Annotated in this window: 23 protein-coding genes, 3 tRNA genes, 4 pseudogenes and 1 riboswitch; of the genes and pseudogenes, 12 read left to right on the forward strand and 18 right to left on the reverse strand. The window is 42.1% G+C overall.

The features are described from left to right. Positions 1–120: 120 nt before the first annotated feature. The 8 genes and pseudogenes from KUH03_RS37925 to thiS all read right to left on the reverse strand — a co-directional run bounded on the left by KUH03_RS37925 (position 121) and on the right by thiS (position 5,994). A complete protein-coding gene (locus KUH03_RS37925; protein WP_257089860.1) occupies positions 121–831 on the reverse strand; it encodes a HesA/MoeB/ThiF family protein in 711 nt (236 codons plus the stop codon). A 45-nt stretch (positions 832–876) separates the two neighbouring features. Then, positions 877–1,278 carry a hypothetical protein gene (locus tag KUH03_RS47320; RefSeq protein WP_306429292.1) on the reverse strand — a complete coding sequence of 134 codons (402 nt, stop codon included), beginning with the start codon at positions 1,276–1,278 and terminating at the stop codon, positions 877–879. Next, positions 1,260–1,958, reverse strand: a complete 699-nt coding sequence (locus tag KUH03_RS47325) for a radical SAM protein (RefSeq protein ID WP_306429293.1) — start codon at positions 1,956–1,958, stop codon at positions 1,260–1,262. The genes KUH03_RS47320 and KUH03_RS47325 overlap by 19 nt, the downstream gene beginning before the upstream one ends. A gap of 9 nt (positions 1,959–1,967) precedes the next feature. Next, positions 1,968–2,665, reverse strand: a pseudogene (locus KUH03_RS37935) (thiazole synthase). A gap of 68 nt (positions 2,666–2,733) precedes the next feature. Next, entirely contained in the window at positions 2,734–3,429 is a 696-nt protein-coding gene (gene thiE / locus KUH03_RS37940) for a thiamine phosphate synthase (RefSeq protein ID WP_257089861.1), read from the reverse strand. 32 nt (positions 3,430–3,461) lie between these two features. Next, the gene (locus tag KUH03_RS37945; protein WP_257089862.1) at positions 3,462–3,929 is read right to left on the reverse strand and encodes a thiamine phosphate synthase; all 468 of its coding nucleotides are present in this window, start codon (positions 3,927–3,929) and stop codon (positions 3,462–3,464) included. Next, the gene (thiC, locus tag KUH03_RS37950; RefSeq protein ID WP_257089863.1) at positions 3,926–5,740 is read right to left on the reverse strand and encodes a phosphomethylpyrimidine synthase ThiC; all 1,815 of its coding nucleotides are present in this window, start codon (positions 5,738–5,740) and stop codon (positions 3,926–3,928) included. The genes KUH03_RS37945 and thiC overlap by 4 nt, the downstream gene beginning before the upstream one ends. A 47-nt stretch (positions 5,741–5,787) precedes the next feature. Next, positions 5,788–5,994: a sulfur carrier protein ThiS gene (gene thiS, locus KUH03_RS37955; protein ID WP_223579580.1), complete on the reverse strand. Its 207-nt coding sequence runs from the start codon at positions 5,992–5,994 to the stop codon at positions 5,788–5,790. Between the two features lie 60 nt (positions 5,995–6,054). After that, a riboswitch (TPP riboswitch) is annotated at positions 6,055–6,149 on the reverse strand. Between the two features lie 235 nt (positions 6,150–6,384). Between thiS and KUH03_RS37960 the strand changes: the two genes are divergently transcribed. Genes KUH03_RS37960 through KUH03_RS37975 form a run of 4 tightly spaced genes read left to right on the forward strand, consistent with a single transcriptional unit; the run spans position 6,385 to position 9,021 of the window. Beyond that, positions 6,385–6,936, forward strand: a complete 552-nt coding sequence (locus KUH03_RS37960) for a hypothetical protein (RefSeq protein ID WP_257089864.1) — start codon at positions 6,385–6,387, stop codon at positions 6,934–6,936. Further along, entirely contained in the window at positions 6,909–7,796 is an 888-nt protein-coding gene (locus KUH03_RS37965) for a family 78 glycoside hydrolase catalytic domain (protein ID WP_257089865.1), read from the forward strand. Before KUH03_RS37960 ends, KUH03_RS37965 begins: the two co-directional genes overlap by 28 nt. 47 nt (positions 7,797–7,843) lie before the next feature. Then, positions 7,844–8,800 carry a hypothetical protein gene (locus KUH03_RS37970; protein ID WP_257089866.1) on the forward strand — a complete coding sequence of 319 codons (957 nt, stop codon included), beginning with the start codon at positions 7,844–7,846 and terminating at the stop codon, positions 8,798–8,800. Beyond that, positions 8,794–9,021 carry an alpha-L-rhamnosidase C-terminal domain-containing protein gene (locus KUH03_RS37975; protein ID WP_257089867.1) on the forward strand — a complete coding sequence of 76 codons (228 nt, stop codon included), beginning with the start codon at positions 8,794–8,796 and terminating at the stop codon, positions 9,019–9,021. The genes KUH03_RS37970 and KUH03_RS37975 overlap by 7 nt, the downstream gene beginning before the upstream one ends. A gap of 186 nt (positions 9,022–9,207) precedes the next feature. On the opposite strand, the gene KUH03_RS37980 is transcribed toward KUH03_RS37975, so the two are convergent. From KUH03_RS37980 to KUH03_RS37995, 4 genes are all read right to left on the reverse strand, one after another. Further along, the gene (locus KUH03_RS37980) at positions 9,208–9,447 is read right to left on the reverse strand and encodes a hypothetical protein (RefSeq protein ID WP_257089868.1); all 240 of its coding nucleotides are present in this window, start codon (positions 9,445–9,447) and stop codon (positions 9,208–9,210) included. Continuing rightward, positions 9,444–9,761 (reverse strand): hypothetical protein, encoded by a 318-nt coding sequence (locus KUH03_RS37985; protein ID WP_257089869.1) that lies wholly within the window; start codon positions 9,759–9,761, stop codon positions 9,444–9,446. The genes KUH03_RS37980 and KUH03_RS37985 overlap by 4 nt, the downstream gene beginning before the upstream one ends. A gap of 549 nt (positions 9,762–10,310) precedes the next feature. Then, positions 10,311–12,065, reverse strand: coding sequence for a hypothetical protein (locus KUH03_RS37990; RefSeq protein ID WP_257089870.1), 1,755 nt, complete (start codon positions 12,063–12,065; stop codon positions 10,311–10,313). A gap of 143 nt (positions 12,066–12,208) precedes the next feature. Then, on the reverse strand, positions 12,209–12,358 hold the full coding sequence (locus tag KUH03_RS37995) for a hypothetical protein (protein ID WP_257089871.1): 150 nt from the start codon (positions 12,356–12,358) through the stop codon (positions 12,209–12,211). 822 nt (positions 12,359–13,180) lie between these two features. Between KUH03_RS37995 and KUH03_RS38000 the strand changes: the two genes are divergently transcribed. The 3 genes from KUH03_RS38000 (at position 13,181) to KUH03_RS38010 (ending at position 14,902) form a co-directional block, all read left to right on the forward strand. Continuing rightward, positions 13,181–13,726: a hypothetical protein gene (locus KUH03_RS38000; RefSeq protein WP_257089872.1), complete on the forward strand. Its 546-nt coding sequence runs from the start codon at positions 13,181–13,183 to the stop codon at positions 13,724–13,726. Between the two features lie 176 nt (positions 13,727–13,902). Then, complete coding sequence (locus KUH03_RS38005; RefSeq protein ID WP_257089873.1) at positions 13,903–14,364, forward strand: carboxypeptidase-like regulatory domain-containing protein; 462 nt, start codon at positions 13,903–13,905, stop codon at positions 14,362–14,364. 289 nt (positions 14,365–14,653) lie between these two features. Then, positions 14,654–14,902: a hypothetical protein gene (locus tag KUH03_RS38010; protein ID WP_257089874.1), complete on the forward strand. Its 249-nt coding sequence runs from the start codon at positions 14,654–14,656 to the stop codon at positions 14,900–14,902. 565 nt (positions 14,903–15,467) lie between these two features. On the opposite strand, the gene KUH03_RS38015 is transcribed toward KUH03_RS38010, so the two are convergent. The 6 genes and pseudogenes from KUH03_RS38015 to pfkA form a co-directional block, all read right to left on the reverse strand. Next, positions 15,468–15,552: transfer RNA gene (locus KUH03_RS38015), tRNA-Leu, on the reverse strand. 5 nt (positions 15,553–15,557) lie between these two features. After that, a tRNA-Gly gene (locus tag KUH03_RS38020) sits at positions 15,558–15,630 on the reverse strand. Positions 15,631–15,682: 52 nt separating this feature from the next. Next, positions 15,683–15,755: transfer RNA gene (locus KUH03_RS38025), tRNA-Phe, on the reverse strand. A 173-nt stretch (positions 15,756–15,928) separates the two neighbouring features. After that, positions 15,929–16,924 (reverse strand): annotated as a pseudogene (gene gap, locus KUH03_RS38030) (type I glyceraldehyde-3-phosphate dehydrogenase). A 4-nt stretch (positions 16,925–16,928) separates the two neighbouring features. Then, the gene (locus tag KUH03_RS38035; protein WP_257089875.1) at positions 16,929–17,780 is read right to left on the reverse strand and encodes a hypothetical protein; all 852 of its coding nucleotides are present in this window, start codon (positions 17,778–17,780) and stop codon (positions 16,929–16,931) included. Positions 17,781–17,798: 18 nt separating this feature from the next. Next, positions 17,799–18,782: pseudogene (pfkA, locus tag KUH03_RS38040) on the reverse strand (6-phosphofructokinase). 175 nt (positions 18,783–18,957) lie between these two features. Here pfkA and KUH03_RS38045 point away from each other — a divergent pair. The 5 genes and pseudogenes from KUH03_RS38045 to KUH03_RS38070 all read left to right on the forward strand — a co-directional run bounded on the left by KUH03_RS38045 (position 18,958) and on the right by KUH03_RS38070 (position 22,780). Next, positions 18,958–19,629 carry an NUDIX domain-containing protein gene (locus tag KUH03_RS38045; RefSeq protein ID WP_120258099.1) on the forward strand — a complete coding sequence of 224 codons (672 nt, stop codon included), beginning with the start codon at positions 18,958–18,960 and terminating at the stop codon, positions 19,627–19,629. Positions 19,630–19,801: 172 nt separating this feature from the next. After that, entirely contained in the window at positions 19,802–20,266 is a 465-nt protein-coding gene (locus KUH03_RS38050; protein ID WP_257089876.1) for a TetR/AcrR family transcriptional regulator, read from the forward strand. Between the two features lie 331 nt (positions 20,267–20,597). Then, positions 20,598–21,742: pseudogene (locus KUH03_RS38055) on the forward strand (TolC family protein). Between the two features lie 73 nt (positions 21,743–21,815). Continuing rightward, positions 21,816–22,406 (forward strand): efflux RND transporter periplasmic adaptor subunit, encoded by a 591-nt coding sequence (locus tag KUH03_RS38065; RefSeq protein WP_257089879.1) that lies wholly within the window; start codon positions 21,816–21,818, stop codon positions 22,404–22,406. Next, complete coding sequence (locus tag KUH03_RS38070; RefSeq protein ID WP_257089880.1) at positions 22,388–22,780, forward strand: efflux RND transporter periplasmic adaptor subunit; 393 nt, start codon at positions 22,388–22,390, stop codon at positions 22,778–22,780. The genes KUH03_RS38065 and KUH03_RS38070 overlap by 19 nt, the downstream gene beginning before the upstream one ends. Positions 22,781–22,814: the final 34 nt, after the last annotated feature.

Below are 22,814 nucleotides of genomic sequence, written 5' to 3' on the forward strand. Positions count from 1 at the left end.
GTTGACATTTAGCTTGCTAATATATAAACTAAAATTAGAAAATATTGTTTGCCAATGCTTGTTTTAGATGAATTTTAAGAAGAAGCTCTCCGCAGATAGGAGAGCTCGTTAAGTTATATCTTAAAAAGAAAGCTTCGTAAAGCGCCAGTGATAGGTATCGACAAGAGTCAATTGATTACAATCTACGGGCAGGCCGGCAGCCATTTTGAGCACCTGCATAGCCATCATACTCCCTATTATGCCTGGTAATGGCCCTAGTACACCATTTTTATCACAATTGGGTACTTGTTCAGGAGAGGGAACTGTTGGAAATAGGTCCAGGAGGTGCTTGCTTCCTTGATAATTAAATACGGCCAATTGCCCCTCGAATCCATATATACTTCCATAGACTAAGGGCTTGTTCAGCCTGACGCAGGTTTCATTGAGCAGATAACGCGTCTTGAAGTTGTCACAGCAATCCACAATGATGTCATAGGGTGCTAAGACTTCTGTTGCATTGTCAGCCTCGAGCTTCAGCTGTACCGGTTGAAAGTCAATGGTACTATTATGCTGTTTGATGTAATCGGCTGCACTTTTTGTTTTGCTGACATGTAGCTGCTTTTCACTATGGATCACTTGCCTATTCAAATTATGAAGTTCGACCTGGTCGAAGTCAACTAAAGCAATACGACCGATGCCTGCTGCGGCTAGATATTGTAATACGGGGCTTCCCAATCCTCCAGCACCCACAATAAGCACCTTGGAATTCATGATTTTTCGTTGCCCCACAACACCGATTTCCTCGATAAAAATCTGTCGGCTATACCGTTCGAAAATAAGGTCTTCTTTCATCTGCCTAACGTACTAATCCTGAGTAATTGCTTTCCCAATCTTTCATCACCGGGTCATATCCCATTTTCCGGATTTGATTTTTATGGTTTCCATATCCCGTTCGTCACTGACCTCAAATTGCTCCAGGGCTTGTGGATCTACCACATAGCCACCGGGGTTTGTTTTTGAGGCTGCACTCATTGTTGTCACCCCGATGGGAATGATATGATCCCTGAAGCTTTCATTTTCCCGGGTGGAAATTGAGATTTTCAGATTTTCGTTCCATAAGCGGTAAGCACAGATCAATTGGAGCAGGTGCTTGTCCGAGAGGTGGAAATTGGGCGCTACAGAGCCTTCGGCTGGTCGCAGCCTTGGAAAGGAAATAGAATACCGGGTCTGCCAATACTGTTTTTGCAAATAACTGATGTGGGTAGCCGTAAAGAAGCTGTCTACACGCCAATCCTCCAATCCGAGTAATACCCCAATCCAATTTTATGAATGCCGGCCCGCCCAATGCGGTCTGGGGTATCCAGACGATAATCAAAATTGGATTTCTTCCCTTTCGGGTGGTATTTCTTATACACCTCCCGATGATAAGTTTCTTGGTAGACCAAAATAGCATACACCCCTGCAGCCTGTAATAATTGATACTCTTCCTGTTCCAAGGGTTGGACTTCGATCGATATTTGGGAGAAATGAGGTTTGAGCAGCTCAATTGCATTTAAGAAATAATTGATTTCCACCGTTTTGTTTGCTTCCCCACTGACCAGCAATACATGGTTGACACCCATGGATTTGAGTGCCATCGCTTCCAGTAATAATTCGGTGTTGTTCAGTGTTTTTCGCCTAATCTTATTGTCCATGCTAAACCCACAGTAGGTACAAATATTCTGACATTCATTGCTGAGATACAGTGGTGCATAAAGCTGGATGGTCTTGCCAAATCGTCGCTGCGTGATCTGCTGTGCTTTAAGTGCCATCTGCTCCAGATAAGGTGTTGCAGCGGGAGAAATAAGTGCCATGAAATCGTTGAGTGTCAAATTCGCGCGGTTTAATGCACGCAGTACATCTTGATCCGAGGCGCCATAGATCTTTGTTTGAACTTCTTCCCAGTTGTATTGGTCAAGTATCTCTTTAAAATCGTTCATGGCGCTATATCAATCGAATAAAAATGAGGTTAACGGACTCGAACTGATCGCTCGGGAACTGATAGGGCCCAAACCAGCTTCATAAGCTTTACGTCCCGCAATGACGGCTTCTTTAAAAGCTTCTGCCATGTACAGCGGATTATTGGAAACGGCAATTGCAGTATTGACCAATACGGCGTCAGCACCAATTTCCATGGCCTTAGCGGCGTCCGAAGGGGCGCCAATTCCAGCGTCAACAACTACCGGTACATTGCTTTCTTCGATAATGATCTCCAGGAAGTCCAATGTACGGAGCCCCTTGTTGCTGCCAATGGGCGCCCCAAAGGCATAACGACAGCTGTTCCGGCATTTTCCAGTCGTTTGCAGAGCACAGGATCTGCATGGATATAGGGCATGACAACAAACCCCAATTTTGCCAGTTCTTCTGTTGCCCGTAATGTTTCAATCGGGTCAGGTAATAGGTAGCGTGGATCAGGATGGATTTCCAGTTTGACCCAGTTTGTTTCAAGAGCCTCTCGGGCAAGTTGGGCCGCCAAAACGGCTTCTTCTGCTGTTCTTGCTCCCGAAGTATTGGGAAGTAGATCTATTGTCGTTAGATCAATTGCAGCGATTAATTCGTCATGTGCAGCAAGCTGGTCAATCCGCTTGAGTGCAACAGTAACCAGCTGCGAACCAGAAGCCTGAATGGCCGCACTCATTTCGTTCAGATTGCCAAATTTGCCTGTCCCCATAAATAATCTGGACGCAAAGCTGCGATCGGCTATTTGTAATATGCTCATGGTAAAAGATTTTTAATGGATGAAATAATGTTTGGTGTCTGGGTGATCAATCCTGATACCGCTACACCATAAACTCCTGTCTGCAACAGATTTTGAATGTCTTCAAGACTGCTGATTCCACCGATGGCGAAAATCGGAACAGGAGGGAGTCCCTGCTGATTGATTTGGTTGATGATATTTTCATATCCCGCTAGGCCTAATAATGGACTGAGCTTTTGTTTTGTATCAGTATGTCTATAGGGGCCGAGTCCGATGTAATCACATTGTTCTGCTATTCGGCCTTGCACATCTTCCAGGCTATTTGCGGTACCGCCAATAATTTTGGATGGCCCCAATAGCCGACGTGCATCGGCGATAGCACAATCCGTTAGTCCAAGATGTACACCATCGACATCCAGTTCCTTGGCAAGTTTCACATGGTCATTGATGATGCATTTGGCTCCGAATTGTTCACAGATCTGTTTTATCTGCTGTGCAAGCCGAATGAAATCTTGCTCGTCAGCTTGTTTCCACCTTATTTGGACCCAGTTGGCGCCAGCATCCAATGCCTTTAGGATGTTGTTCTTCTGTTCTGTCCGTGTCAGTCCCTGCGAGATATACTGTAGTCTTTCGAGCATAGTTGATGTTTGCATGTAATAAAATGTTGAATAGGGTTGGGGCTTGCCATAAAGCGCCAAGTAAAGCGATTCCATCTGCTCCAGCTTCCATTGAAAGCAGGCAGTTCTCAGCTTTTATCCCCCAGACCGATTAAATGAACATCAAAATTGGAACGGAACTGTAATTGATCCAGTACAGCATTGTGCTGCCCATAGCCTGCTTTGGAAATGCTTGGAAATAATGGACTTAAAAAGGCATAATTCCAGCATTTGTCCAGCGTATTGAACTGATTGATATGATGGACTGATGTCGAGCAGATACAGTTGGTCAGCTGCGGATCAAAAATGCCGTTTCGCCGATGATGTTCATTTAAATGAATTCTGTTAATATGAAGTGCATTTGACAGCTGCGGATGAGAATGCAGAACCAGTCTATCGTGATATGTTGCATCTATTGATGCTACATATCGCTGCATTTGTTCATCTGAAAAATGATATTTTCGCAAGTGCAAAAGATCAAGCCCCTGTTCAAACAGTGCATGTATGGTCTGAAGTTCTGAAGTGAATTCTTCCGCTGCTGTCAATGCAATGATCATAAATAGATTTCCTTTCCTTGGGCGATGAATTCCTGTGATTTTTCAAGCATACCCTGTGCTGCGCTATCCCTGATTTCCTGTGTAATTTTCATGGAGCAGAATTTTGGGCCACACATCGAACAGAAATGTGCTACTTTGGCAGCGTCTGCAGGTAAAGTTTCGTCGTGGTATTCACGGGCAGTGTCTGGATCCAATGACAAGTTGAACTGATCCTCCCAGCGGAATTCAAATCTCGCCTTACTCAGGGCGTTGTCGCGATACTGTGCCCCAGGATGTCCTTTGGCTAGGTCTGCAGCATGCGCAGCCGGTTTGTAGGTGATGACACCATCTTTCACATCTTTTTTATTGGGCAGTCCGAGGTGTTCTTTTGGTGTTACATAACAGAGCATGGCACAGCCATACCAGCCGATCATTGCCGCACCAATGGCAGAAGTAATGTGGTCATAACCCGGAGCAATGTCGGTTGTCAGTGGACCGAGGGTATAAAATGGAGCCTCGTCACAACATTCCAGCTGTTTTTCCATGTTCTCTTTGATAAGCTGCATCGGAACGTGGCCCGGTCCTTCGATCATCACTTGTACATCATGCTTCCAGGCAATCTTGGTTAACTCACCCAAAGTTTCCAGCTCTGCAAATTGTGCGGCGTCATTGGCATCGGCAATTGCGCCGGGGCGCAACCCATCACCAAGCGAAAAAGCAACATCATACTGTTTCATGATCTGACAGATCTCTTCAAAATGGGTATAAAGGAAGTTTTCCTGATGATGGAAAAGACACCATTTAGCCATGATGGATCCACCTCTTGACACGATCCCTGTCACCCGCTGTGCTGTTAAATGGATATAACGCAATAGAACCCCAGCATGTATTGTGAAGTAGGATACACCCTGTTCGGCCTGCTCGATCAGGGTATCCCGAAAAATTTCCCAGGTGAGATCTTCGGCAACACCTTTGACCTTTTCCAGCGCTTGATAGATCGGGACAGTACCTATTGGAACAGGTGAATTGCGGATAATCCATTCGCGGGTTTCGTGGATATTTTTGCCTGTAGACAGGTCCATAATTGTGTCGGCACCCCAGCGGCAGGCCCAAACGGCCTTTTCAACCTCTTCTTCGATACTTGAACTCACTGCACTATTACCGATATTGGCATTGATCTTTACCAGAAAATTGCGACCGATAATCATCGGCTCACTTTCCGGATGATTGATATTATTAGGGATAATTGCCCTACCAGCGGCGATCTCCTCACGGACAAACTCTGGTGTAATATATTTTCCGACAGTTCGGGCACCGAAATTTTCGCCCGGATGCTGATGATCCATGCCCGGTGTACTATCAGCAAGTTGCTCTATCCGTTGGTTTTCACGAATGGCAACATACTCCATCTCTGGTGTAATGATCCCCTTTCTGGCATAATGTAATTGCGTCACATTTTTACCCGGTGCAGCAACTTTAGGTTTATGGCTGTAAGCAAACCGAAGTTCGTCCAATGTGGTATCTGCCAGACGTTTTTGACCATATTGCGAACTGATCCCTTCAAGCTGTATGACATCCTCGCGGTCCAGGATCCACTGATCACGAAGACGGGGAAGTCCTTTACGGATGTCAATCTCTTGTGTCCCATCTGTATAGGGACCAGAGGTGTCATAAATACTGATGGGCGGGTTGACCTCGATCTGTCCATTACTCAATTTGGTCGGACTCAATGAAATCTGACGCATGGCCACCTTGATAGGGAAGAGTGTACCAGGAACAAAGATTTTGGTTGAATTTGGAAAAGGGGTTTGTGTGATTTTTTCTGCTGTCATGTTAATGGGGAATTAGGTATATTGAATTGATTCTGCTCCATACGAGATTATCCGCCTTGTGTAGCGGTTATGAGTAGGATATGATCATTGGGTTGTAAAACTGTTGCGGTCCAGTTGTCTTTTGGAACAACGCAGTTGTTGAGGGCCACGGCAATACCTTGGGTTTTACCGGATAATTCCGTCTGTAAAAGTTCGGCCAAAGAGCCCGGTGCGGGGTCGAAAAATCGGATTTGATGATTGATTGTTAGTTCCATTCCTTTTATTTTTTTGGTAAAACTTTAGGAATGGCAACAACAAGATACAGTAATGTATCTGGAAGATAGCTTACTTTTCCCTACGCCAGTATGATCTGGATCAGGTTATAAGGGTAAAATCTCAGCCCGCATATGCAGACACCCTAAAGTCGGGACTAATATAGGATTATTTTGATGAATAATCCAAAACATTGCTATTAATTTTCATCGGCAGGATAACAGGACAGTACAGTTTAATTATCTTGATAATAATTGATATATTCGTTTTTGAATCAACTAAAACAATTTAACACTTTTTGTATTCCTGTTGAGTGTGTGCATTGTCACCCAGGAAAGAACCTAAATGCTATGCTAGGAAATACAGAAAGCTGAACGAAGTATAAACTAAACATGCGGAAAATTTTACTGATGACGATGCTGTGTGTAAGCTCGATACTGTATGCACAAAAACAAAAAGAATGTCTGCCAATTGAATTGAACTGTGAACATCTTGTGAATCCGCTGGGTGTGGATAAATCAAATCCCCGCTTAAGCTGGCGACTGACCGATAAGCGACAGGGAGCGAAGCAATCTGCTTATCAAATCTTGGTAAGCAGTGATTCACTTGCATTGGTAAAAAATAAAGCTAATAGCTGGAATAGCGGAAAGCGACTGAGTTCGGCGATGTTGATTCATTATGACGGTATTAGCTTGAAACGGCAGACAAAATACTATTGGAAAGTGCGTGTCTGGGACAAAAATGCGAGTGAAAGTACATCTTCCATCGCTTCATTTGAGACTGGTATGATGGGGATGGAGAACTGGAGGGGAAATGGATCAGTGATAATCAGGATATTCACGAGCAGGCGGCACCGTATTTCAGAAGAGCATTTAAAACGACCAAGCCGATTAAGTCTGCCCGTGCCTATATTGCTGTGGCGGGACTTTACGAGCTTTCAATAAATGGCAAAAAAATAGGTGACCATCGTCTGGATCCGATGTATACCCGATTTGATAGACGTACCCTCTATGTGGTGGAGGATGTGACCCGTCAGATCCAGCAGGGAAACAATGCCATTGCTGTCGTATTGGGAAATGGTTGGTATAATCATCAACCATTAGCGGTATGGAATTTTGATAAAGCCCCTTGGCGTAATCGTCCCACATTTTGCTTGAACCTGCGCATTGTCTATCAGGATGGCAGTGAGGAGACGTTAACTACAGACCAACAATGGAAGACGGCGGCGGGACCTATCCGTTATAATAATATCTACACCGGCGAACATTATGATGCCCGTCTGGAGATGCCGGGATGGGATACTCCACAGTTTGACGATTCACAGTGGCATGCCATTCAGTATCGGAACCCACCTTCTACTAATATTGTTTCCCAACAGATGGTGCCCATCCGCCTGGTTCGATCGTATTCGCCGAAATCAATGAAAAAGATGGATGAGAAAACCTACATCTTTGATATGGGACAGAATATGGCCGGTGTGACAAAGATCAAGATTGGTGGTAAGGCAGGGACGGTGATCAAAATCAAGCATGGCGAACGATTGCAGGCAAATGGACGCTTGGATCTGTCCAATATTGATGTATATTATCGTGGGAATAAAGAACTGGAACCCTTTCAAACCGACATCTTGACGTTGAGTGGTAGGAAAGAGGATGAATTTATGGCGAAATTTGGCTATAAAGGCTTTCGCTATGTCGAAGTGAGCAGCAGTGATCCGATTGTATTGGACGAATCCGCTGTTACAGCTTATTTCATGCATAGCGATGTACGTCCAATTGGTCAGCTGAAAACTTCATCCCCTTAATAAACGGTTTATGGGAAGCAACCAACAATGCCTATCTGTCCAACTTAATGGGTTATCCCACAGATTGTCCGCAACGGGAGAAAAATGGCTGGACTGGTGATGGTCATCTCGCAATCGAAACAGCCTATTATAATTTTGACGGCATCACTGTCTATGAAAAGTGGATGGCCGATCATCGGGACGAACAGCAGGAAAACGGAGTGTTGCCTGATATCATACCAACAGGAGGTTGGGGCTATGGTACCGCAAATGGCTTGGACTGGACAAGCACCATTGCCATTATTCCTTGGCAAACTTATCTGTTTTACGGAGATGCCAGCTTGCTAGCTGAATGTTATGACAATATTAAACGTTATGTGGATTACGTGGATGGAATCAGTCCCAATGGCTTGACAACCTTCGGTAGGGGAGATTGGGTGCCGGTCAAATCGCAGTCTAATCTCGAACTTACCTCATCTGTTTATTTTTATGTTGATGCGACAATTTTGGCCTCTGCCGCAAAAATGTTTGGAAAAACAGCTGATCAGCAGAAATACGAAATGTTAAGCAAGAAGATCAAAGATGCCATCAATGCGAAGTTTTTGGATCGTTCAAAAGGGATCTATAGCACGGGGACGCAGACAGAGTTGAGTGTGCCTTTATATTGGGGCGTGGTACCGGAAGCGATGAAAGCCAAAGTTGCAGCCAATTTAAATAATAGGGTAGAAGCGACCAATTTTCACTTAGATGTTGGCGTATTGGGGGCAAAAGCACTTTTGAATGCGCTCAAAGATAACGGCTATGGTGAGACAGCCTATAAAGTTGCGGTACAGGATACCTATCCCTCCTGGGGCTGGTGGATTGTCAATGGGGCGACAACATTGCTGGAAAACTGGGATCTGAAAGCAACAAGAGATATCTCTGATAATCACATGATGTTTGGTGAGATTGGAGGCTGGTTTTTAAATCCATTGGGGGTATCTTGCCTGATCCAACACAAGCTGGCTTCAAACATGTATTGTTAAAGCCTATTTTCCCGAAGGAGCTCAAGGAGTCTTCGATTTCTTATCAGTCTTCCTATGGCAATATCCTGTCCAGCTGGAAGGTAAAGGGGAACAAGATTGAATATACCGTGGAGATACCGGCAAATGCCACGGCAACGTTTTATCCGCCTGAGAATATCCGCAATAGCAATGTTGTCCAATTGGAAGCGGGGAAATATCAAATGGATCTGGAATTGAAATAAAATAACGCGCAATATAGGCTTTGGACGAGCTAAAGACTTCGTACCAACTTCGTACCAACTTCTGCTTTACATCGGGAGCTGCGCGATATTTCATCGGTTTCTCCGGCTATTTTTCCCGATGAAATACCGAAGACAATCCGAAGCGAATTGCTGAAACGGTGGGAGTTGGTACGAAGAAAGAGGAGCCTAAGGAAGAAGAATATACAAACCTGCGATGGTACTTATAGGAATGGTTAAATTATCATAGCCATCTTTGCTCAGTGCTTCAGCGAGTGTAGCCATGAGCGCAATCGAGGTTATTATGCTGAGTTCCTGAAAGCCGAGATTCGAGCCGTGGGCGTATTTCCAGACCAAAAAGGCTACAATAATAGCACTGATAAAGAAAACAATAGATCCTGTCAAGGTCTTTTTTGCGCCAAGGATCATATAAGGCCATAGGGGCCATTTTTGCCAGATAATGCGGCCATAGGATCACAGATAGCTAAGGTAGCCAAAGGTAGATAATAGAAAATGTAGCGATCATCCAGATAAGCCTGAGTTACAAAACAAAGATAGACTGCGGCAGGATAAGCTAGACTACCCGCAGATTTTCGGTCAATTGCATGAATAGATTGTAATAAATTAAATTTTAGGGACAGGACCAAAATCACTGCAAATAACCCACAAAGCAGTAATACGGACCAATGAATCGCAAGTAAAATAGGGAATAACAGTGAAATAATGCCCGTGCCTATATGCACGAGTTTTCTCGTGAATTCGACTCTAATCTTAAAACGATGGTATAAAATTTCAGAAAGGGCAAATAGCAGCAATCAGAAAACAGGTGGATAGGAGCCGGAGGTTGGGTTTTGAATTTAGCAACGAACTTCAAGTGATAGTGGGAGGTTGCAACGACCAGCAGGTGGAAGAATTTGCAAAATTCATCTTAAGGCATGAAGGATTTAAATAATTGTAGGATGACAGGCATCGTCATCTCTTCATTGCGTTTACGTATAATGCGCAATGGACTGTATTTATAGGTTTATTTGACCTTTAAAATATTTGTACTATTATAAAACAGAGCGTGGAAAGATAAGAAAGTGCAGGGGATTATGGCTTGAAAATCATCTTATTATAAAATGTAATATATACTTGCCGTCCTCATCAGTAACCTGCTTTGTCGACCTAATCATCGTAATAATTTTATAAAATTTACTAAAAACTCCATCAAAAAGAAGATCTCTTTCCTTTTGATGGAGTAAGTAGCTATAGTATATTGACTATATAAAATTATAATTGATCATATAAAATTATAACTCTCCTGACCAGGATTGGTTACGTACGCAACGGATCTGACGAAATTGTGTTTCTTGTGCATAACCTATATCAAAACGTGTCGAACGACCAGCATAGTTAACCGTAAAATCATTAGGTCCGCGATAATCAGTGGTATAGGCGACGTGTGCAAAGGTAGTCCCACAGTTGGTACAATTTGCGTCAGGTACGCTTTCCCACTCATCGCTGGTCCAGCGACTTGTATGGGTATAGATCCCATCCCTTGCCGTGTTGCTGCGGGAGTCAACCTGGCTGCGCGACGATATTAATTTACCGTCTGCATCCATTATACCGTTGAATGCAAACAAGATCCTGTTGCTGTATTCCGAAAAGTTTCCCCTGGAAGAGCCTCCATCTCCATCAAAGCTCAGGTTCACTAAGGCAATCCAGTCATAAGTATCCGCATTGCTGTTCGGATTAGAAAATCCGGAATAAGGATAAGGGGTTCGCTGTTGGACAAGGCTCTCTGCCTCTGACCGGGTAGGCAGACGCCAAATCCCCTTTGGATAAACCTCCAAACAAGGATCGCCGGTTTTTATGGGACTAGCTGGGGTCAAAGACATCCAGTGCCAGTATTCAGTCTGCTCAGTATCCGATTTGCCAGGATAGGGTGCGTGTGCCGGGTCGGATCGGAAACGATATTTGTCAAATGTACGGGCAGCAGTGCCATCATACCACAGGTCACTCCGTGCCCATATCGTGCCGTTAGCTAGAATACCCGATTCGATTGCACGCATGCCCAGGGAGTAGGTACTTCCTGCTTGAGGTGAAAAACGCAGATTAGCGATACGAAGACGGTCTGTCGTACTGCCAAACTCCCGGGTAGTCACCGGTGTTGTATTTGGCGGATAGAGCACTGCGTGGTCAAGGTTGATTGAAAATACCGGTGAGATCCGAAGCGCCTGGTCATCGATGGTACGACCAGCTGGGATGACTGTATAAAGGGAAACTGTTTTTACCATATCCGCCGTGCTGATATCCTTATTTACGACGTGTGCGGCCGTATTTGCCGTTGCCATCTCGGTTGGCGTTCCGAAATTGCCACTAAAGATATCCAGGTCAGCAGTATAGAGTAATGTAGTATACTCCCCATCCGATGCTTCTGTGCCGAGCTGAAGCGAGCGGAAAGTGTTTACGCTACCGAAGATTCCACGGGTGTCCACGTCGACATCAAATCTTGTGGTCTTGTGGTCAAAAGTAATGTTCAGAAAGTTCTCTCCTAATTTGGTGTCAATGGTCCCCGAAGCAAAAAGCACGTCTTTATTAGCGAGATCTGCCGCTGCGACTTTTCCGTTACTAATATCAGGAACAGTCCGTTCATTGATCGAAAAGGAAAACCAGCGGTAGGTGGTACCCGCTTCAACCTGAAGCGCTGGATTGGTGCCGGACGATGCTGCCACATTCTGCAGCAGCGTACTCCCCGTCGCATCATAGATCAATATGCGGTATTGGTTCTCGGTGATCATTGGAACTGCTGCGAACTTTTCAGCACCAGATGCTGCTTTTAAACTTACCTCTGAACTTTCTTTGGCTTGGCTATCGGCCAATTTGTCTGTGCTATTACCTATTTGCACAGGGCTTTCCATCGTCGTTAGGACATCCATTCCAGACGCGTGGACGAATTTCTCCTCCCGCCTTATTGCTCCACCTTCACTTTTTGTCAGATTAGCTTTTGATGCGCGGGATTTTACGGTCGATATGGTCGTGGGTTCATTGATTCCCGAAACCATCACCTTGATGACCGAATCTGATTTTTATCTGGGACAACTTCCTCCTTGTCGCGAGAACAGGAAACAATGAGTAGTGTGATAAGGCATTGTCCGATCAGCCTACCTAGCGGTAAGGTCATCTTTTTTTTCGTTTTGTACATATTCTAAATGGTTAATTTTCGGTTAAAAATCGAAGTCATTGTCGCCTGATCCAACATCGCCCCGCTAGACCAGTCATTGACTTTCGGACTGTCCGGATTACCGGAATCTCCCGGCCTCAAGGTGGCAGAACCCGCGGCTATGCCGGATTCCATTTCAATTTCAGTACGTATCAACAGCGGCGACACGTACACTTGTTTTTTTGTCCATTGATTTCTTTAAATACTTTAAGTTGTAATTATTGCTTAAAATGTTTAACAAAATTAACGTCCATACATTTATTGTGGTTATTGAAATTATTTTAAAATATTATTAGAAATATAACACTCATCTAATTTATTCAAAGTTATATTTCTATTTAGTTATTTTAATTTCAATGTTTAAACAGCTATTTTGAACAGGCCAAAAACCATTACCGTGCCGAGCAGTTAAAGAAATTTTAGAATAAGAGTCCTATAGGAAAGTCTTATATCCCAAGCGCAGGTAGATCGGTTCAGACCTTTCCATAAAAGAGATCACCTGCGGCCCTGGAATCTGCGAAGCGGATTTACTACCATTCTATTTTTTTGCTTGATGGCTGTCACTAATGGCGGCCATATATGAGACTAGCAAAGGGAGGCTTAATAAAACCCAAGCCCCCATATCAAATGGTAAGTTTAGGTTGTAATGATCAAAAGCATAAGCAGTCTTTATATGAATACATTGAGCTTAATATTTTCGACTTTAAAGCTTTTCAGGTATTGATGAAACAGGTCTACGTTACACTAAAGTTTCCTACTCTCTTCTCTAATTAGCGTCTCATGAAATGTTGCAATCGGATCGTTGAGATCTTGTTTGTAAGAGCTTTCATGGGGTCTATCTAGCATGCTATGTAACATTTGCTTACGAAATCCTACATAATGTTGTTAAAATTATAACTACTGTACATAGTGGCATATCCTTTGGCGGTGTAAGTTATAAAACTTAAATTTTTGATTATGAAAGTATCGAAAATTCTAACACTTTTTTTCCTAATTTTTATAACGTTTGCCCTCATTTTAAGCTGTAGCAAGAGTGAGGATAAGGATACAGAAATTCCGGAAGGGAATTACATCAAACTAACCATCGACGGTGAAGAGATTATGATGACCCATTTGGCGGTCATGGCCGAAAAGGAGAATAAGACCTGGAATCTGAATGCGCTGTCTGGAGGTAGTGGAAGTTACTCACTGACAGGAAGGACGAGCATGACGATCAATATCCGCGACAAGGATGGTATACTTAAAGAAAAGACCTACAAACTGGATGACGGAAGTGCCGATATAATGGCCACTTTCACCGAGTATCTAAACGAAAAACCAGATACCTACAGTTGGTCAGCAACTACGGCGTCGGCCCTTTCTGGCGATGAGCTAACGGTAACGTTTTCGTCTTTGAAAAATGGTGTTGCAAAAGGCACTTTCTCGGGGCAATTGCGTGTAGCTAGCGGAGGGGATCTGAAAACTTTCAGGCAGGTTACCCAAGGAGAGTTCTCCTGTCGATGAAGTAGAAATCTATAAATTATTAACAAATGAAACGTATTCAATTATACAATTCAAGGATATTGTTCACAGTGAACAATGTCAGGAAGACAATCGCATTTATAATGAAAGTTGGGGACCCCATAAAACTAACATGGCTCTGTATATTTTTATTATCAGCTTTCTCTGTTAGCGCGCAGTTGAACATTCCACCAAAAGCTGCTTTCGATCCATCGGAGGCAAAAGAATTGCTCGCTCCCGGAAGTAGTTCTATCAAAGGCATAGCCTATACCCGGACGAAGAACGGCTTCGGTATGACCGGAACTAAGACCTCAATCACTAGGGAAACGGTCTATCTGCTCCCTTTTACAAAGCACTTGGCCGAGTGGGATGCCCAAAATTCAAAAATGTTCAAGAACAGGAATAAAAGGTATGTCCTTTCGGATGAATGCCTCCAATACTATCTTTCAACCACCACCGATGAATATGGTAACTTCGAATTTAAAAACTTGAAACCGGGTAAATATCTGTTGCAGACCAAATACTACATGACGCATACCTATGATGGTGTGGATGTGGGAACGAAGGCATATCTGATGGAAAAGAAAGTAGAGATAAAAAATGAAAACGAGGTGCTGGATGTCAAATTCGCCAATTGGTAATGTGTTTAAGATCGTGAACATCAATAAAAAATAAAGCATATGAAAAACAGTAGATTAATATCTGGATTTATCCTCTTATCAGCTCTTTTAACACTTTCAACGTTGTCTATTGGATGCAAAAAGATGATAATGGAGACGGTGCTAATGGTAGTGGTTATCTGCGTGCCAAAATAGACGGAAAACGGTCGAATTTAAATTTTTTAGTTCGAGCCAGAATAACGAAAGATCACTGGCGGTAAAAGGCAATACAGGCGATATTAATAGAGGGGAAGACAACACGCACCTTCAATTGTCTATTCTGGACAATGAAACAATCAAAGTAGATACCTACGAGCTTGAATCCACACCAACAATGGTGATTACCTACGGTACAGTAACACATAAGAGTGACGGTACTTCAGTACAGGCAAACTATTCGGCGACCACCGGATCATCCCTGTCGGGCGATGCATTTGAAGTTAAGATCAAGTCGATTTCAAAGGCTCGTGTTGAGGGAGTTTTGCGGGAATCGTGGTGGCCACTGGCAAAAAGAATATAGTAATATCGGAAGGAGAATTTGCCGTTGACATTACCAATAAGTAAGGCAAGCACAAAGAAACTTTTATGACCCCGTCAAAATTTATCGACCTCACGACCGACTTCGCGTTTAAAAAGGGGGACAGAAGCCCAGAAGGATCTGTTGCTGGCATTCCTCAATGAGCTGTTCAGCGGGCGCAAGGTGATCAGAGATCTGGTCTATAACAAGAACGAGCATGTTGGCGATAATGCCGACATCGGCACGGTGATTTTGACCTGACCTGTACGGGCAATAACAGGGAGCAGTTTGTGATTGAGGTGCAGCGAAGCTCGCAGACCAACCTATAGCTTCGATACCAATTGAAAATTAACCCTAATCGAAAACCTGTTTCAGATCGGCGCATATGCTAAATTAAGTAAGGAGGAACGAGAAATGTGCGATGCTAAGAGGGCCTGACCTTTAAAAATGGTATTTTTAGAACACCTTCACTGAATCCGGTGTTTCATTATAACTATCTGACTATGAACAAAAAAGGCTTGCTCTTTGTGGAGCAAGCCATAGAAGGAAATTCGCTAATCCCTTCTTGTACCTAGGGCGGGAATCGAACCCGCACTCCCTTAACGGGAACAGGATTTTAAGTCCTGCGTGTCTACCAGTTCCACCACCTAGGCAGGTGAGCGAAAAACGAGATTCGAACTCGCGACCCCAACCTTGGCAAGGTTGTGCTCTACCAGCTGAGCTATTTTCGCATTGGAATTATTTTTCAAAGTATCACAGAACATCGCGTTCCGCTTCTTTCGGTGGTGCCAGCTGGATTCGAACCAGCGACACAAGGATTTTCAGTCCTTTGCTCTACCAACTGAGCTATGGCACCTTTTCAAGGTTAGCTGTTTGCCTTATTGATGCTGCAAATATAGAGGGATTATTTGAAATTCAAAAGGCAAAAGTGGTTTTTTTGCGTTTAAACGCCAACCCGCTGATTCCTAAGCGGAAAAATAAGGGCTATTCGATCTGAATAGCCCTTTGATATTGTCGAGGTGGATCTTATTAAGATAATTTACCAACTTCTAATACTAAATCAACGATTTTGTTTGAATAACCCCACTCGTTGTCATACCAAGATACAACTTTAACAAAGTTATCATTCAAAGAAATTCCAGCTTTAGCATCAAAGATTGATGTACGTGCATCACCCAAGAAGTCTGAAGAAACAACCTCATCCTCTGTGTAACCCAAGATACCTTTTAATTCGCCTTCAGAAGCTTCTTTCATAGCAGTTTTGATATCTTCGTAAGAAGCACCTTTATTTAAACGTACTGTTAAGTCAACAACTGAAACGTCAGCAGTAGGAACACGTAAAGACATACCTGTCAATTTACCTTTCAATTCAGGAAGAACCAAACCTACAGCTTTAGCAGCACCTGTAGATGAAGGGATGATGTTTTGTAAGCACCACGGCCACCTCTCCAGTCTTTCACTGAAGGACCATCCACAGTTTTTTGAGTAGCTGTTACAGCGTGTACAGTAGTCATCAAACCTTCAACGATACCGAATTTATCATTCAATACTTTAGCGATAGGAGCTAAACAGTTTGTTGTACAAGATGCATTTGAAACGATATGTTGATCTGCTTTTAATTCTTTGTGGTTTACACCCATTACGAATGTAGGTGTGTCATCTTTTGCTGGCGCTGACATAACAACTTTTTCGCACCTGCATCAATGTGTTTTTGAGCCAACTCTTGAGTCAAAAAGAAACCTGTAGATTCGATGATTACTTCAGCACCTACTTCATTCCATTTCAAGTTTGCTGGATCTTTTCAGCAGTTACACGGATTGTTTTGCCATTCACGATCAAGTTGCCGTCTTTAACTTCAACAGTACCGTCAAATTTACCATGTGTCGAATCGTATTTCAACATATAAGCCATATAATCCGGCTCAACTAAGTCATTGATACCAACAATTTCAATTTCTGGACGATTGATAGCAGCTCTGAATGCTAAACGACCAATACGGCCAAATCCGTTAATTCCAATTTTCATATTCTTAATTTTTATTGATATAATATTTAATTAAATTATGTATCGGCTCCTTGACCACAGTGCCAATACTGATATTAAATTCTTCTGTTGCCACCTCTCGCAGGATGTTTTCATAATTGAAAGCTACCGAACCTGTAAAATTCACATCGCTATCCGGATACTCTTTCATTAATGGTTTAATGTATGTTTTAATGAAAATGCGCAGTCCGTTTTTGATCAGCTGGTTGATAAATAGGTGATCTTTATTTTCAAGTACAAAATCGGTAAATGAATTTAAAAAGTTGGTTGGTTGTGGTGCAATATAGACCTTCTCCAAAATACTTTTCTTGTCCAACGTAAATTCTTTTTCCAATTTATCCTTCAGATCGACCGGAAGCGTGTCTGTCATATAATGCTTCAGCAATTGCTGACTGTTCCAATTTGTGGCCCCTTCGTCTGCGAGAATGTAACCCAAGCCATAGTTGTTTTCAATGATTTTCTTTCCGGTGTAGTATGCGGCATTCGATCCACTTCCGATAATACCTACAATCCCTTTTTCATCTCCAAAGGTTGAAATGGCCGAAGCAATGACATCATGGTCTACTTTGACACGGGCATTGACGAAAAAACGCTCGAAAACATTTTTGATCTTATCTTTACGTTCTTTTGATGATGAACCGGCACCAAAAAAATAAATACGTTTAATTTTTTCGGCATTATTGATCAAATTGGTATTTCTATTTAAATGCTGTAGTATGGACCGCTCATCCTGGAGATAGGGGTTGATGCCAGTCATGCGAAATCCAGTGGTTATCCGGCCTTTATCGGCCAACCGCCAGTCTGAGAATCGAGATCCACTGTATACTACTGCTATCATAGTCTGCTTTATTTTATATTATAAAATCTCAGCCATTTCCAATAGATCAGGGCTAAGTTTAATTTCCTTATTGCTGATTGCTTCTTCGATCGGAGTAGTTTTGATTTCATTGCCACGGAGACCAACAGTGATCCGCGTGTTTCCTGCCAAAATTTCATTAACGGCAGCAAAACCCAATCGACTAGCCAACACGCGGTCAAAACTCGTTGGAGATCCACCACGTTGTAAATGCCCTAATATACTAACTTTCGTGTCGTAATGATCAAATTTTTCCTTTACTTTTTTGCGACATAATAAGCACCTCCGTTTTGATCACCTTCTGCGACAATAACAATGGACGAAGATTTCTTTTTGATGGCTCCATCTTCCAAATGGCTGATTAAATCATCTATAGCCGTCTCTTTTTCTGGTGCAAGATCGCTTCTGCACCACCGGCAATTCCAGCGTTTAATGCAATACATCCTGAATCTCTACCCATGACTTCAACAAAGAAAAGGCGCTCATGTGATGCTGCCGTATCCCTGATTTTGTCAATGGCCTCAATAACAGTATTGTTGGCTGTATCATAACCAATGGTATAGTCAGATCCGTAAAGGTCGTTGTCAATCGTTCCGGGGATTCCTACAATAGGAATCTCAAATTCTTTGGAGAAAAAATTTGCACCAGTAAAAGTCCCGTCACCACCAATAACCACCAACGCATCTATTTCTGCTGCTTTTAAATTGTCGTATGCGATTTTTCGTCCTTCAGTTGTTTTAAACTCAAGACAACGAGCTGTTTTTAGTATTGTACCACCACGCTGTATGATGTTGCTCACAGAGCGGGTATCCATTTCTTTGAAATTTGCGTCAATCAAACCCTGATAGCCCTGGTAAATTCCAGTGACCTGAAGGCCTTTGTGAAGCGCTGTACGGACAACTGCACGAATGCAAGCATTCATGCCGGGGCGTCACCGCCAGATGTTAATACGCCTATTTTTTTATTTCTTTTATCACACTCTATATTTTAGGTTCTACGAATATAAGATTTTTATAGTGTATATTCTACACTTTGAATAAATTTTTCATTATTTTTTTGCGCATCACGTTTAGGAAGCGTATAATTGTTACAGGTAACCCGATGATTAGTAGCCAATAAATTTAGCTCAGTATATTGCACATAAATAAATTTAGAAGTTTTGTATAGTAATTTTACCGTAGACTGCGTCATATTAGGCTTTCATGAAGGAGAATTAAAGGTTCTTTTGGCTGAAAGAAATGAATATCCTTTTAAGGATTGGTGGGCATTGCCAGGCTTCTTCGTGGATAATGACGAAGAGATGGAAGATGCCGTAAAGAGAATTTTGTATGAAAATACAGGTTTGAAGGATGTATTTATGGATCAATTGCATTCTTTTGCGGGCTTGAAACGGCACCCAAAAGGACGTATTCTGACAGTGGCTTACTATGCCTTGGTCCAGCTTGATAGTACAAAACTTAAAACAAAGCCTGTTACAAACTACATGAAGCAGGCGAAATGGTTTCCTGTTAGAAATGTTCCTGAATTGGCATTTGACCATAAGCAGATTTTGGATTTATGTTTGGAAAGATTGCAGCGTCGTTTGGCCTACAAACCGATCGCTTTTGAATTGCTACCTGAAAAATTTACCCTGACCCAATTGCAATTGGTGTATGAAGGTATCTTGAATAAAACATTGGATAAACGTAATTTTCGAAAGAAAATGCAGAATTATGGCTTTCTAAAGGAGTTGGATGAGGTCCAAACGGGTGTCGCTTATCGGGCGGCAAGGTTGTATAAACTGGACAAAAGAAAATTCCTCAAACATTTCCAGAATACTGTAGCGTTTTAATAAAATCTGAGTTATTAAGAAAAGGCAAACTTCTAAAGTTTGCCTTTTTTTGTTGTCAACTAAATATCAAATTAACAGCGATTTCAAAATATATTTTGTACGAGAAGTTACTTTTTATATTTTTGAACAATTTCTGATAAAAGTCAGAAAGTAGAAAGGAGTTTTTTGAAGAATGGAAGATAGAAAAGACCAGATCATTGATGCAGCTATAAGACGCTTTATGCATTATGGTTTTAGTAAGACAACAATGAATGAGATTGCGGAGGATATAAAAATCACCAAAGCGAATTTATATTATTATTACTCGGAGAAGAATGCGCTTATACGGGATGTTATTATACGCTTGACGGATGAGTACAGGGAAGAGGAAGAGAAGTTGGTCGCCGTGCATAAAGGTACAACCTACGATCTGATCATGAAGATTTTGGAATTACGCGATGCTTTTGTACGCAAGTATTATATGTTGCATATGAACGAAAACCTGGAATGGATTAAAGGGCTTTCGATGCAGGAGTTTTTTCAGTGTCTCCACAATCGTGACGTACAGGCACTTTATGAGATACTTAAGGGAGGCGCAGAGAAGGGGAGCTCAATGAAGAGCATCTCTATGAAACAGCGGAAATCTATGTGGAACTGATGAAGAGCTTATCCTTGATGTGCAATATTTCCGATATCATTTCTGGAATACCAAATCAGGATCGTTTTGATGAAGTTTTACAGAAACAAAAACTGGCTACTAAGCTGTTTTTAATGGTATAAATAAAAAGTAGATATAAAATTAGGACAAATAAATTAGGAATGAAAACAATCAGAATACTAGCCAGCCTTTTATTAGGTACGATGGTTTTCCAAAGTCATGCACAGCAGCAATTAAGCCTAAGTGATGCGATCAAATTTGCTTTGCAGAATAAAAAGGAAGCTAAAAAGCTAAATTGGATCTCGAAAACTCACAATACCAGATTGATGAGGTGAGAGGTAGTGCATTGCCTCAGATTACCGCAAATGGTTCCCTGAAACACAATGTGTTAATTCCAGAAATGGCAATAGAATTTGGAGATCAGATTATTACTGCTAAAATGGGCCAAGCCTGGAATTCGGCAGCAATGGTTTCGCTCAATCAGCAGTTATTTAATCAGTCGATTTTTACAGGGTTAAGAGCAGCCAAAACAACAAAAGAATTTTATCAGATAAATGCACAGTTAACAGATGAGCAACTTATTGAAAAAGTAGCTAATGCCTACTACGATATCTACCAGGAACATCTTAAACTGCAAACAATAGAAAATAACCTACAAAGTACCACTAAAACCAAAGATGTAACAGAGGGACTTGTCAAAGCTGGATTAGCTAAAAAAATCGATCTTGATCGTCTTGTGGTCAACGTAAACAATCTGGAGGCACAGAGACAGCAGACGAGCAGCGCTGTGCAGATCAAGGAAAATGCACTGAAATTTGCGATTGGTAAATCAATAGAAGAGGATATTGAATTGTCAAACGAGACTTTTGAGATCAATCCGGTATTGGCAATGGAATCGGACAATATTGAGAATCGGACCGAGGTACAACTGATGAAGAAGCAGATTGAACTATATGACTTGAACAAGAAATCCAAAGTGGCAGATCTTTATCCAAAATTATCCTTGGGTGCTGACTTTGGTTTCAATGGTTTTGGTAAAGGATTTCCGATCGGTGGTAATTTTAACTGGCCAAAAACCTCGAGTATCGGCCTTAATCTTTCGGTGCCAATATTTACAGGTGGGACTACCAAAGCGAGAATCAATCAGGCTGATATCCAGATCAGACAGGCTCAGGTCGATTTAGAAGATACAAAGCTTGGTCTTAGTTTGGCAAAAGAAAATGCTAAATCTCAGATTAAGATCAGTTTGCTAACCATCGACAACAATCGTCGGAATGTTAAATTGGCCAAAGGTGTCCTAGATGATACAAAAACAATTTCAACAACGGTTTGGCAACTTTAACGGAGTTGCTGGATGCGGAAAGAGCATTGGCTGATGCAGAAAATAACTTGAATACAAGCTTATTGAACTATAAGGTAGCCGAAGTACAGATTATTAAATCGAATGGCGAGTTAAAATCACTAATTAAAGAATAATTGACTAATACAATATGAAACGCGGAATTATTACCCTACTTATTATTGCTGCTGGTCTTGCAGGAATATTTTTGTGTTAAATAAAAAAAAAAAAGAAAACGAAGCGGAAACGGCTGAGGTTGCGAAAACAAATGCGGCAATTGCGGTCCGTATTGATACGGCAAAAGTAAGCTCAATGGACCTACGTTACACCGCTAATGGAACTTTTGCGCCAAAGCAAGAGGTCACTGTATCTGCAGAGACTGCGGGTAGAGTTGTGAAAGTATTGGTCGACGAAGGTTCCCATGTAAGTGCTGGACAAACCCTGGCAATTATTGAAGGTGACAAGCTGAATGTAAATGTAGCTAATGCGCAAGCCGCATTTACGAATGCACAGGCCGACTTACATCGCTTTGAAAGTGCTTTTTCTACTGGTGGTGTTACCAAACAACAGCTGGATCAGGTGAAATTGCAATTTGAAAATGCTAAGAATAATTTAAGAGCATCAAAATTGAATGCTGGTGATGTAACCATCAAGACATCTGTTTCGGGTGTGGTCAATGCACGTAAAATTGAACCTGGAACTTATTTAAATATTGGCGCTGCGGCTTTTGATATCGTTAATGTTGGTACCTTAAAATTACGCGTCAATGTTGATGAGAAAATGTGGCTACGTTACGAGTAGGCCAGTCTGTTGATGTATCAGCAAGTGTATATGCAGACCAAAGATTCACAGGTAAGGTGACGTTTATTGCTCCTAAATCTGACGGAAGCTTGAATTTTCCGGTAGAAATTGAAGTCAATAACTCATCGAACCAATTGCGTGCCGGTATGTATGGCACAGCAATGTTTGGAGAAGGGGCCGCCAGTAATACATTGATCGTACCTCGCAATGCATTTGTCGGTAGTGTGAGTGATAATAAAATATTCGTTCTTAAAAATGGTAAAGCAATCGAAACCAATGTGAAATCCGGAAGAAATTTTGGCGATTACATTGAAATCTTGGGGGCTGCAAAATGGCGATCAAGTGATTGTTTCAGGTCAAATCAACTTGTTTGATCAGAGCCCTGTTGAAATTATTAAATAATGTATA

Origin of the sequence: Sphingobacterium sp. E70, assembly GCF_019285695.1 — a bacterium.
In the GTDB taxonomy this organism is placed as follows: Bacteria; Bacteroidota; Bacteroidia; order Sphingobacteriales; family Sphingobacteriaceae; genus Sphingobacterium; species Sphingobacterium detergens.